General features: G+C 59.4%; 8 protein-coding genes, 1 tRNA gene and 1 pseudogene. 3 read left to right on the top strand and 7 right to left on the bottom strand.

Going from position 1 to position 12,476, the window contains the following annotated elements:
- The first annotated feature begins 21 nt into the window (after window positions 1-21).
- The gene (locus tag EFR00_RS30085) at window positions 22-1,308 is read left to right on the top strand and encodes an ABC transporter substrate-binding protein (RefSeq protein ID WP_077990192.1); all 1,287 of its coding nucleotides are present in this window, start codon (window positions 22-24) and stop codon (window positions 1,306-1,308) included.
- Between the two features lie 105 nt (window positions 1,309-1,413).
- Here EFR00_RS30085 and EFR00_RS30080 read toward each other — a convergent pair whose 3' ends face one another.
- Genes EFR00_RS30080 through EFR00_RS30060 form a run of 5 tightly spaced genes read right to left on the bottom strand, consistent with a single transcriptional unit; the run spans window position 1,414 to window position 6,813 of the window.
- Window positions 1,414-2,385 (bottom strand): glycoside hydrolase family 26 protein, encoded by a 972-nt coding sequence (locus EFR00_RS30080; RefSeq protein ID WP_077990191.1) that lies wholly within the window; start codon window positions 2,383-2,385, stop codon window positions 1,414-1,416.
- 2 nt (window positions 2,386-2,387) lie between these two features.
- Window positions 2,388-2,909, bottom strand: coding sequence for a DUF995 domain-containing protein (locus tag EFR00_RS30075; protein WP_038685959.1), 522 nt, complete (start codon window positions 2,907-2,909; stop codon window positions 2,388-2,390).
- 34 nt (window positions 2,910-2,943) lie between these two features.
- Entirely contained in the window at window positions 2,944-4,809 is a 1,866-nt protein-coding gene (locus EFR00_RS30070; RefSeq protein WP_077990190.1) for a glycosyltransferase family 2 protein, read from the bottom strand.
- A complete protein-coding gene (galE, locus tag EFR00_RS30065) occupies window positions 4,806-5,789 on the bottom strand; it encodes a UDP-glucose 4-epimerase GalE (protein WP_077990189.1) in 984 nt (327 codons plus the stop codon). Before galE ends, EFR00_RS30070 begins: the two co-directional genes overlap by 4 nt.
- Window position 5,790: 1 nt before the next feature.
- Complete coding sequence (locus tag EFR00_RS30060) at window positions 5,791-6,813, bottom strand: UDP-glucuronic acid decarboxylase family protein (protein ID WP_077990188.1); 1,023 nt, start codon at window positions 6,811-6,813, stop codon at window positions 5,791-5,793.
- 384 nt (window positions 6,814-7,197) lie between these two features.
- Here EFR00_RS30060 and EFR00_RS33765 point away from each other — a divergent pair, with 384 nt between their 5' ends.
- Window positions 7,198-7,521, top strand: coding sequence for a hypothetical protein (locus tag EFR00_RS33765; protein ID WP_077990187.1), 324 nt, complete (start codon window positions 7,198-7,200; stop codon window positions 7,519-7,521).
- Between the two features lie 101 nt (window positions 7,522-7,622).
- Here the strand turns inward: EFR00_RS33765 and EFR00_RS30050 are convergent, their stop codons facing one another.
- Window positions 7,623-8,405, bottom strand: a complete 783-nt coding sequence (locus tag EFR00_RS30050; RefSeq protein WP_077990186.1) for a helix-turn-helix transcriptional regulator — start codon at window positions 8,403-8,405, stop codon at window positions 7,623-7,625.
- Between the two features lie 475 nt (window positions 8,406-8,880).
- Here EFR00_RS30050 and EFR00_RS30045 point away from each other — a divergent pair.
- A pseudogene (locus tag EFR00_RS30045) lies at window positions 8,881-12,290 on the top strand (DEAD/DEAH box helicase).
- Window positions 12,291-12,349: 59 nt separating this feature from the next.
- Here the strand turns inward: EFR00_RS30045 and EFR00_RS30040 are convergent.
- Window positions 12,350-12,426, bottom strand: a tRNA-Met gene (locus tag EFR00_RS30040).
- Between the last annotated feature and the right edge of the window lie 50 nt (window positions 12,427-12,476).

Raw genomic sequence — 12,476 nt, 5'->3', positions numbered from 1 at the left:
GATGGGGAAAAGGAGGATAGTATGCAGGTCAACCGCCGTTCATTCCTAATGGGTTCAGCCGGTGCAGCCGCCGGCCTGGCCTTCGGCGCGGGAAGCGCCATTCCGGCTTTTGCCGAAGACACGTCGCTGCGCGCCATGTGGTGGGGGTCGAACGACCGCGCCAAACGCACGCTCGACGTCGCCAAACTCTACCAGTCGAAGACACCAGGCGTCACGATCGTCGGGGAATCGCTTTCGGGCGACGGCTACTGGACGAAGCTCGCAACCCAGATGGCCGGCCGTTCGATCGCTGACATCTTCCAGCTCGAGCCGGGAACGATCTCCGACTATTCCAAGCGCGGCGCCTGCATGCCGCTCGACGAGTTCGTCCCTTCGGCATTGAAGGTCCAGTCCTTCGGCGCCGATATGCTGAAACTCACCACCATCGACGGCAAACTCTATGGTGTCGGCCTCGGCCTCAACTCCTTCTCGATGTTCTTCGACACGGTCGAATTTGAAAAGGCCGGCATTCCGCTGCCGACACCCGATCTCACCTGGGATGAATATGCCAAGCTCGCCGTCGAACTCGCCAAGTCGTCCGGCAAGAGCGGGGGCCCCTATGCGGCCCGCTACGCCTATGTGTTCGACGCCTGGCTGCGCCAACGCGGCAAGAGCCTATTTGCGAGGGAAACCATCGGGCTCGGTTTCACGGCCGACGATGCCACGGAATGGTTCGATTACTGGGAGAAGCTGCGCAAGGCCGGGGGCACGGTGGCTGCCGACGTCCAGACGCTCGACCAAAACACCATCGACACCAATGCGCTTGGTCTTGGCAAGTCGGTCATCGGCATGGCCTATTCCAACCAGATGATCGGCTATCAGCTGATCATCAAGAACAAGCTCGGCATCACCATGCTGCCGCGGGAAAAGAAGGGAGGGCCGTCGGGCCATTACTACCGCCCTGCGCTGATCTGGAGTGTCGGCGCCACGACGAAGAACGGCGAAGCGGCGGCGAAATTCATCGACTTCTTCGTCAACGACATCGAGGCCGGCAAGATTCTCGGCGTCGAGCGCGGCGTGCCGATGTCGCCGGTCGTGCGTGAAGCCATTCTGCCGCAACTGAACCCGACGGAGCAGGAAACGGTCAAATACGTCAACATGCTCAAGGATCAGGTCGGCGAATATCCCCCGCCGGTGCCGATGGGTGCAACCCAATTCGACCAACGCGTGCTGCGCCCGATCTGCGACGAACTTGCCTTCGAACGGACCTCGCCCGCCGATGCGGCGACCCGGCTCGTCGAAGAGGGTAAGGCAACGCTCAAGGGATGATCGGCTGCCGGATATGAGAGGAGAGGCCCGCAAAACCCCGGCGGGCCTTTCTGGTTTCCGGATGAAGCGCGTTGCGATCTTATGGATTTGCGCTTCAGATGCCTTTCAGTTGGCTGCCAGGCTTTCGACCACGCGCCAGTCCGGCCGGCCGAGGTTGAAGGGCCAGGCGTGCACGTCGCGGTCATTGAAATAGACCACTTCCTGAAGGTTCGGGAAGGCGCTCTGCTTCAGCGTCGCGGTTTCGATCCAGGGTTTCATATAGGCGTCGCCGCCTTCGTAGCCGAGCTCTGCGACCCAGATGGGCTTTCCATAGCCGGCGACGAGATCATAGCCCTGCTTCAACGCTTCCGAAAAGGTCCGGTGCTTGTTGTAGGCAAGCTCGTCATAGCGCTGGAGCCCGAAAACCGAGAGGCCGACGAGATCGACATAATCATCGCCGGGATAATAGGCATCAAGGCCGGGCTCCCCCTTCGGCGACCACATGAGCTCGGTGCCGGGCGCCTCGTCGCGAACGATATCCATCATCCGCTTATAGGCGGCGATGTAATCCGCCGGATTCCAGCCGGACCATGAAAACCGGCCCGATTTGTCCTCCATTTCCTGGCCCCACCGGACGATCACAGGGCTCCTCAGCTGAGAGATCATCTGCGCGATCGCCCGCATGTTGACGTCGTAATCGCCCCGCAGCACCTTGCGGCGAAGCTCTTCGGAGGTCAGCCGCCAGTCGACGTCCCAGGACCACGGCTCGACCGTGATCAGCAGGTTGCGGCCTCTGGCCTGGGCATAGGCATCGGCGACACGCAGCGTCTCCAGATCAACGTCTTCCCAGGGCAGGAACAGGGCTTCGGTCGAGACATTCGTCTGAGCGCCGAAATCCCCATGCGGGTCATAGGCGCCGAACTTGATGCCGTCGGCATGAACCACCGGGCGCTTGTCGATGATCGTTCGCAGGCTGGATGCCTGGTTCGGGGCAATGCCGGCATATTGCACCTCGCTTCGGCCCGGCAGATCCGCGACGCACAATAGCAGAAGTGCGAGCGCAGCGGTCGAGAGGTGGTTTTTCATCAGCTTCTTCATGGCTACCCTCCTTTTCGGGCAAGTTCCTGGTCCGACAGGACCTGCTTCAGATCGCGTGCCTTGGCGCTGACAGTATCCGCGGCAACAAGCTTGCGGAATTCATCATCCTCGCGCACCGAGGAATGGCGGAAGACGTACCAGTTGCCGTTCGGCTGGCGCCGCTGATAGATCGTGTTGCCGATCTTGCGGTGACCGAAACAGGTGCTGGCGCGCGCCGCACCCTCGGCATTCGTCCAGGTGGCGCGCATGCAGAGCTGGCCGAGGTCATCCACGACCCATTTGCCCTCGGCAAACGACTGCTTGCCCTTGTCGTTCACCCAGGCGACAAACCGCCGGCCATCCTCGATGAAGCGGCCGCCACCGGTGTCCCAGGTCCAGGTCCTGTCGCCGTAGATCCGATAGAGCTCATAGGCGCTGAGCGGCGTCGGCTCTTTCTTCTTTGCGGTCTCGGCACCCTGCGCCGCCAGTGGCAGGCACAGGCTGAAAGCAAGGGCCGCCCCATAGAGTCTCGATCCGATACGCATGACATCCTCCTCGACACTGGCCGGATCCGCCGGCTCACACACCTTGTTCGCTCCGTCCCACGCTCCCGAAGCCATTCCATCTGAGGCGGAACTTCACGGTTCGGGTTTTGCTGCCACCGAGGCCGGCACCGGCCACGGCAAATTGCGATTGGCTGAAGCTGATGAACGACTGACCGTGAGAAAGAGCCTCGAGACTGCGCAGCCCATGGCCGCCGACCTGCATGCTGCCGGTGATGCAGATTGCAAAGCCCGTCGCCGTTGCCAGCCACAGGCCGCGTGACTGCGGCAGCAGCGGCAGACCGTTCTCGATTGCATGACGAAGGGCGATCAGCACCGTCAGCGACAGATAGATTGCCAGATTGATCGCAGCGAAAATATAAAAACCCCGGGCGGCCGCGGCGTCGGCGGCGAACACCATGGCGACGGCGCACAGGCCGGCGAGGCAGATGTAGGGTGCCAAAACGCGCAGCGGCAAGGAATGCTGCTCCTGCCTGCCTTTCGGGGTGATGCGAAAGTCGACGAAAGAGCCGGAGAGGTGGTCGCGAACAGCCGCCAGGCTGCCGGCAAGCGACCACGGCCAGCGCAGGAAGATGAAGGCAAGCCCCTCCCAGCCGAACAGTTTCGCATTATGCGGCCTGAAAGTTCCCGTCGCCCGCCAGAAGAATGCAAACAGCATCAGCACGATCGATATCGGCGCGAAATGCAGCAGGAAATCCGGATAGGTGACAGCGACGAAAATATGGCCCGTCAGCAGAGCGGCAACCGGCAGCAGGAACATCACCGCCATGACGGCGGAGAACAGCGGGTACCAAAGTTGCGAAAACACGAACTGGAATTTCAACCGCCAGGGCAGGTGGGCGACATAGCGGCGGGAGTAGCGCAGCAGGATGGTGACGAGGCTGCGTGACCACTGAAATTCCTGGACGGCGAGATCGACGAAGTTCGCCGGGCCGTCGCCGTGAGCGATCGCGTCGACGGCATGGACACCGCGCCAGCCGCCGGCATTCATCATCAACGTGGTCGAATGATCTTCGGCAAGTTCGGGGCCAAGGCCGCCGATCTCACGCAGGGCCGATGTGCGAACCGCATAGTGGGAGCCGATGCAGAGCGGTGCCCAGCCATTGTTGTAGCCGGTCTGCAGCGAACCATGCAGACTTGCCTCCGCATAAAGCCTTCCCCGCGCCGCCCAGCTTGCCGCCGCATTCGCATCACAGATGCTGGGAGCGGTGACATAGCCGACGCCAGGATCGGCGAAGGGGCGCAGGACTTCACGGAGATAGGTCGGTGTCGGCACATGATCGGCATCGAACTGGGCGACGAAATCGTAACGTGCATAGCCGAAATGGTCGTAGAAATAGGCAAGGTTGCCTTCCTTGCATCGCGTCCGGCGCGGCCAGGTCGTGCGGTGATACTCGGCCACGCCTTTGCGGGTGGAGATCAGCACGCCGTGCTCGGCGCACCAGCGTCTGGTTTCCTCGGAAGGATCCTCGTCGGCCAGCCAAACATCGAACTCGACGCCGATCTGATCGAGCATCGCCTGCAATGTGGCGCGGACGACGGCAAAGGGCTCGGACGGCGCCTTGGTGACGACCATCGCCATGCGTCCTTCCGGCAGCGGTGTGCGTGAGCTGATTGTTCTTGCATTGAGGAAGATCAGAATGAAATAGGCTGGGACGAGCGTGATCCAGGCAAGTACGACTGTGACAAGCACGAAGGCAGCCCAGGAAATGATATGGGCGGCCTGACACCACCAGATCCAGAAATAGCCGAGTGCCGCCAGCCAGCAGAGGATGCCAAAACCATATGCGACACGATTCCACCGGGTGAAAACAGGCTTGAACGGGCCGGCGGCAGCTTTCGCCGTCTTGATCGGGTAACCTAATTCCGAAATGAGGCTCATGCCGTCACCTCCAGCCCGAAGGTGGGGCCGGCAGTGCGGATGATCGTATCAATATCCGAGAGTGTCGGCGCGAAGCCGAGCTCCGCCTTCGCCCTCGCCGTATTGGCAAAAAGGATCGGCGGATCGCCGGCACGGCGGGAGCGATAGCGGACAGGCACTTCACGGCCGGTCATGCGATAGATGACATCGAGAATCTCACGCACCGAGGTGCCCCGGCCGGAGCCGAGATTGACGCTGAGGGAGTCGCCGCCCGCCATCAGGTGATTGACGGCTGCCAAATGCGCCTGTGCGAGATCGCTGACATGGATATAGTCGCGAACGCAGGTTCCGTCGGCTGTCGAATAATCGGTGCCGAAGATATCGAGCCGCTCCAGCTTGCCGGCGGCAGCGAGAAGGGCACGCGGGATGAGGTGGGTCTCGGGCTCGTGGCGCTCGGCAAGCTCACCATCGGGATCGGCGCCGGCCGCATTGAAATAACGCAACGCGGCAAAGCGGATGCCATAGGCGGCGGCAAAATCCTCGAGCGCCATCTCGAAGATCAGCTTGGTGCGGCCATAGGGATTGACCGGCTGCTGCGGTGTTTCCTCCCGTATCGGCAACGAGGCGGGAACGCCATAGGTGGCGCAGCTGCTCGAAAAGACGATCCGGTCGATATCCTGATCGAGGCAGGCTTCGAGCAGCGTCAGGCTGCCGATGACGTTGTTGCGGTAATATTTTCTCGGCATGTCGACGGATTCGCTGACATAGGCGTTGGCGCCGCAATGGATAACGCAATCGGGCGAAAATTCAGCCAACGTCCGGCGCAACGCGACCGCATCGCCGAGTTCACCGCGGATGAGCGGCCCCCAGCGGACGCTGTCGGCATGTCCGGTCGACAGGTTGTCGTAGGTAACCGGGATGATTCCGGCGCGCGACAACGCTTTGCAGATGTGACTGCCTATGAAACCGGCACCGCCGGTGACGAGAATGTAGCGGGGCATGTCATACGGCCTCCGCCTTCTCTGTCCGGGCAAGCAGGCCATCGAAATATTCGACCGTGCGCGCCAGGCCGGCTTCGAGCTCGATTTGGGGCTGCCATCCCAGCTCGGTTCTGGCACGGGAAATATCCGGCCGCCGCTGGCGGGGATCGTCGACGACAGCAGGCAGGTGAATGATGCGGGAGCGCGAATTTGTCAGATCCCGGATGATTTCGGCCAGGCGCCGGACGGTGAATTCGCCCGGATTGCCGAGATTGATCGGGCCGTGGCATGCGCTGCCGGCTGCCGAGAAACGCAGGAAACCTTCAACGAGATCGTCGACATAGCAGAAGGAGCGGGTTTGCTGGCCGTCGCCGTAAATCGTCAGGTCGGCGTTGCGCAGAGCCTGAACGATGAAATTGGAGACGACGCGGCCGTCATCCAGGCGCATGCGCGGTCCATAGGTGTTGAAGATGCGGCCGACCTTGATGTCGACGCCGTAGGTCCTGTGGTAGTCGAAGAACAGGGTTTCGGCGCTGCGCTTGCCTTCGTCGTAGCAGGCACGCGGCCCGATCGGATTGACATTGCCGCAATAGGTTTCGCGCTGCGGGCTCTGGTTCGGATCGCCATACACCTCCGATGTCGACGATTGAACGACGATCGCACCGGTTTTTCGCGCACAGTCCAGGGTGTTGACGGCGCCCAGCACATTGGTGAGCAATGTGCCCACCGGATCCCGCTGATAATCGGGCGGAGAGGCGGGGGAGGCAAAATTGAAGATGAGCGACGCCTCGATATCGAAGGGCTGACGAACATCGTGCTCGATGATGCGGAAGCGGGGGTTCGACTGGAGATAATCGACATTCACACGGCGGCCGGTCGAAAAATTATCGAGGCATATGACGCTGTGGCCGCGTAGCAGGAGTCTTTCGCAGAGATGCGAACCAAGAAAACCCGCTCCGCCATTGACAAGAGCGGTGCCCGGATTCTTGAGCACCGGTACGCCTTGTACTTCAGAATATCCTTCGCCGGGAACGAAACTACGCATTACAAACTCCTTCCCTTATCTCAGTCTTTTGATTTATTCAGGCATTGCGTATCTCAACTCTCCGGCTGTTAATTTCACGTTGTTAGTATATCTGCTCAGATAGCTAACAGTTATTCTTCGGATAATTGATTCACTATTTTAGTGATAATGAGACTGTTAGAGAGGTCAACATTAAAAGCATATAGAACCCAAAATAAGTATCGAATTGTTCTTTAATGTAACAAATAATTAATCATTTTATATATTTTTTCACGTAGAACGGGAATCCATACCTCACTCAAGCTTTGCTCAATAAAGAAAGGATACAAAGAAATGAAGCGCCGGCCGCGCGGAACTGCACGGTCGGACTTGCATCCGGAAACGCCATGTGCGAGGGGTTTGGCCATGTCGAAAAAACAAGCTACAGCGCAGCCGAAAGGCTGGCGTCTATTTCATTTTGCGATGATTGCCTGTGTCACGACGCTTCTTGCGGTCGGATCGACAGCTTGTGCGGTCGTTGGCGACGACCTAGCCGCCGTCGCTAAGAAGAATGTCGTCGCCTTTCAGGCGCCACGCGTCTCGACGGCATACGCCTACCCGGAAAAGCGGGCCGTACGGCCGGCCGCAACACCTGCGCGCGTCGTCGCCTATCACGGATCAGCCCCGTATATCTGCTCTCCGAGCGGCTTCGGACAGAAGTCGCGCTGCTTTGCGCGTCCATCGATCTGAAGCAAATCCTTGGAATCGCACCGAGGCAAGGATAGATTATCCCGTAGTAAACCGTGCTGCGGCTTTCCTTGCGCCTCTGAACAGAGGCGCTGCGCTATAGATCAGTTGCGCCAACGGCTGGACATCTCGTCATCGCCGGCGGGATGTTCATTGAAGAAGCGGGACGCAGCTTCCGTGCGGTTTCGGACGTTCATCTTCTTATAGATGTTGCGGACGTGAACCTTCACGGTATTTTCGGAAAGATGCAGCTTGTCGGCGATAATCTTGTTCTGCGTCCCCTTGCAGATGAGATCGAGGATCTGAACCTCACGGGTCGTCAAGGCGGAGATGCTGTCGCGTCTCAGCTTGAGCGCATTGGTGCGCGCAGCATCGACCGATCTCGTCTGATAGAGTGAAGGCTCCAGTTGGGCGCTCTTGTTGCCGAGACGATTAAGAAGCGCTGAAGGAAAATGCTCCCCGCCCTTCATCAGCAGATCCACCGCGGCCATGAACACATCAAGCCGAAGATTGAGCGGCAGGACACCGTCGATGATCCTTGCCTCCACTAAACGGCTGACATAGGGTTCCAGCATGTCGATGGCCTCGACGACAAGTCCGATGGAGGCTTCCGGGTGATTTTCCCGCACCGCCTTCAACGCTTCCTGAAGCTCAGGCTGGGCTATATGATAGAATAATACGAGCTTCAGATCGCTGGTATCCTTTTCCAGCATCGGATTCGTTTTTGATATGCTTGGCACGTCGCAGTTCGGGAATTTCTTTGCCAGTGCTTCCACCATGCATTCTGAAAAAAGATCCGCCTTGGCAACTACAACGATAGTATCTCCGGAAGCGCTGGACTTTCTTGCCTGGTCGGTATTCTCCATTCCTGAGCCTGTCATGAACATATACGCCTCCCCTAGCGTTACACTTTACTCAAACGTGAAGCGATGGCGGGTATAAGATAGTATGAAATGCCGCCCCCTTGATGTCACCGCCCTCTTCTTTAGACATTTCTTAATTATGTTAATACGGATTGAGAAGGAAGGAAATGGCCCAAAGTGATTAGTTTTCGCGAGCAAAAAACGATACATTACTGCACATCGGTTGTATTTTTGTTGGCCCATATACTATAGGCTTATATTTGCTCTCACTATAGATAATCAGAGGAATGTAATGTTTCAGTACAAATTGTAATATTTATATCATCTTTGCTCAACGAGTATGAAGGCGGGTAAACCGTCGCAGGTTGTTGGCTCAACCCAGCGCCCACTGGCGGAAGCTTCGGCCGGACGCGTAATCACCATCCATGCTCTTTGATTTTAAGCTGCAATCGTTGCTAAAAGAGGCGCGAGCCTCTTCGTAACTCCTCAGTGAGAAGTCATGCAGGTCGATGCAGACAGGGCGGAACGGGAACGGCTTCTGGCCATTCTCGATTTCTGGCACAAAATCGAGTTTTTTATACCGTACGATCTCTCCAGCCGCCTCGTCTCAGGTGATGGACGGACGGTCTTCTGGCTGCATGCAAAGACGCTCCTCCAGGATGGGGCTGCACTCAGCCGTCCTGTTATACCCGAGGAGAAGCAGATTACCGGCTTTACCTTGTTCCTCGGCGTTTTCAGCAAATCCGAAATCGCCGATATTCGCAGGCACTTCGAGGGTGTTGCGGGCGATATGGCCGAATACGAGGATGCCGAACGCGGCGATCTCGATGGTGACAGCTGCTTTGCCAGCCTGCAGCTCACGCCCTTGGGCGAGCCGATGTTCGAAACCTTTTCGGTTTCCACGCTTCCGTGGGCTCTTGGCCGCGTGCGGAAATCCGGGCTTGCCTCGCTCAGCCACGAGGCTTTTGCCGCCAGCAAGCGGCAACTGTCGGAACTGCTGCAAAACTTTCAGGCGCAGCGGCAGCTGACATCTTCGTCCTTCGAGGCCGGTGCCGATCAGCCGATCGATGCCGCGGAGATCCTGACGCTCAATGAATTGCTCTGCGATTGGGCAGGCTTTGTCTCGCGCGAGGAAAAGCCCGTCGCCGCCGTAGAAATACGTTACCGTGACAGGGTGGAAAGACCTGATCTCATCTCGTTACAGCCGCAACAGGAGGATCAGGCAGCCCATGCCGACGACCAGGAGGACGAAAGTGCAAGCGTTGAAGAAGACATTGGTATCCTGAACAGCTTCTTCATCGAGGACATCGAACGGGCAATGATCTGCATCAAGCAAGGCAATGTCCCAGAGCCGCTCAGGCGATATCTCACCCCGCTGGCCGATGAAAAGCGGATCGACCTCTATTCGCAGGATGGGCGCGCCGCGATCGTTCGGGCGCTGCATCCTGGCAATCTCAACCGTGGACGCTGGCTGAGCGAACCTCACCTCGCAATGAGCCTCATGCAACAGTTCGCGATCAACTCGGCCATTGGCGACCGATTGGAAACGCGTTTATTTTCGGTCAACGGCCCACCGGGCACCGGAAAGACCACTCTGCTGCGCGACATGTTCGCGGATAATATCGTTCGGCGCGCCCGGGTCCTGGCCTCCTTGGAGACGGCACGCGATGCCTTTGACGGCTTGCCGCGGCGCGTCACCTTTGCCGACCGCAGCTCGGCCTCGATATCGGCGCTGATCCCGGCGCTCACCGGATTCGAAATGGTCGTCGCGTCCTCCAACAACGCCGCGGTCGAGAATATTTCGCGCGATCTTCCCAAGCAGAGCGCGATTGCGAAGTCATCTTCCTTCCGATATCTCCAGACGGTCGCCCATAAGATCGCCTGCCAGAAGGACAATGGAGGGGTCATCAGGCTCTCCGACAGCGATCGCCCTTGGGGATTGATTGCCTGCGCGCTCGGCAATTCCAGGAACCGCCGAGCGTTCAAGGAGCGGTTCGCCTTCATGGAAATCACCGACAGGTCGAAGCCCGGCTGGTCGGGCGCCGAGAAGCCGCAGACCATCTGGGAATGGTTGAAGAGCTACGAGGGAGCGACCTTCGCCGAAGCGTCGGCCGCCTTCCATGCCGCCGATGACGTGGTTCGCGGCAAGATCGGCCAATATGCCCGCTATGCCGACCTCCGTGATGAAATTGCTCTGGTTACGCAGGATGCATTCTGCCGCGAAACGCTCGAAAAGCTGGCCGCCGCCGCTGACGAGCTTCGCCATGCGCAGAACCGGTGCGACGAGGTCGCGGCCGAAATGGGCCGTATCAAGCAGAGTTTGTCCTCTTTGATGGAGGAGCAACAGCTGCTCGACCGCAGCGCTCCTGCGCGATGGAAGAGAGTGCTTGCGACCAACCCCGCCCGGCGGCATCGCCAAGATGTCGCCGCCAATGCGCGCCAGCAGCTGGAACTGCGCAAGGCGCTGGCGGAATGCGAAGATCGGCTTGCGAAGGCCGAGAAACCCGCGCTGGAACGTGCTTTGCGAGCGCATGACCAAGCCGCACGCGCACTGCGGTCACGACGGAAAATCTGGATTGCGAAGACCGAAGAGCTCGAGCGGCTGGGAGCAATTCTCGGTCACCCCGCCGCACCGGAGCGCCTCGCCGACCTCGACAGCGCGCAGGTGCAGATTGACGGGTTCTGGCATCAGGACGAACTGGCGGCTCTGCGTTCGGCATTGTTCGAAGCAGCATTGACGCTGCACGAAGCGTGGCTGGCTGAGGTCGGTCGGAAGGGCGGAGGTTTCGGCGGCAATATCGTTGCCATCAGCAAACTGCTTTCCAACAACAATCCCGTCGATGACAAACACGTTGCATCGATCTGGCAAAGCCTCTTCATGATCGTTCCCGTCGTCTCGACGACATTCGCCTCCTTTGCCCGGCAGTTCCGCGGTCTCGAAGCCGGCTCGATCGGCTGGGTCTTCATCGATGAAGCCGGCCAGGCCGTGCCGCAGGCGGCCGTCGGAGCTTTGTTGCGGGCGCGCCGCGCCATGGTGATCGGCGATCCCCAGCAGATCGAGCCGGTCTTTACCCTTCCGAGCGCACTGATTGGCGCCGCTTCGGCGCTTTCGCTCCACACGGCGGCAGGCCAATATTCGCCGAACAGGGTGTCGGTGCAGATGCTGGCCGATGCCGCCAATCGCTACGGAACAACGCTTCAAGACGAGGAAGCAGACGGACTCTGGATCGGCAGCCCTCTCAGAGTGCATCGACGCTGCATCGATCCGATGTTCAGCCTTGCCAACCAGATCGCTTACCAGAACAAGATGATCTTCGGGCTGGCAGAGCGCCGGCCGGCCGGCGACGCACCGCCCTTCTATGGCGACAGCGCCTGGATCGACGTCAAGGGCAAGGTGTCGGGCAAACAGGCGGTGCGGAGCAGACGGACTTCATCGTCGATCTCCTCACCGCGAGCTACCGCCGTTCCGGTGCATTGCCGGACCTCTACGTCATCTCGCCGTTCAAGGAAGTGAAGAACAATCTGCGACGGGCTTTGGCCCAGGCGTGCTGGATCGACCAGGAGGGATATACGGAAGCGTCTCCCCCGAAACTGCAGAAGTGGCTTCAGGAAAGGATAGGCACCGTGCACACGTTCCAGGGCAAGGAAGAGGATAGTGTTTTCTTGGTGCTCGGCGCCGACGCCGCTCATCGCGGAGCGGCCGGCTGGGCCGCCTCCAAGCCAAACCTCTTGAACGTGGCGCTGACGCGCGCCAAGCGCCGCTTCTACATCGTCGGCGATCGCACGCTGTGGCAAACCCTGCCATATTTCAGGGAGGCGGCGAACGCTCTGGAAACGGTGCGGGCGGCGGAATTCCTGGCACGAAATGCGCTGGACACCAGGGATCCAAACCCGGTCCTTTGGGACTGAGTGCTCGCTCAGATGTGTTTTGGAATCAAAAAGCCCGCACGAGGCGGGCTTTTGTGTTCTGGTTGCGGGGGCAGGATTTGAACCTGCGGCCTTCAGGTTATGAGCCTGACGAGCTACCGGGCTGCTCCACCCCGCGGCGTTATATTAACACGAAAGGCCGCTTTGTGAGCGGCCCTTTTGATCGGC

The sequence above is a fragment of the Rhizobium sophoriradicis genome (genome assembly GCF_003939025.1).
Lineage (GTDB): Bacteria > Pseudomonadota > Alphaproteobacteria > Rhizobiales > Rhizobiaceae > Rhizobium > Rhizobium sophoriradicis.
Note: the sequence above shows the minus strand (reverse complement) of the source record. Positions and strands in the feature narration are given on the sequence as shown.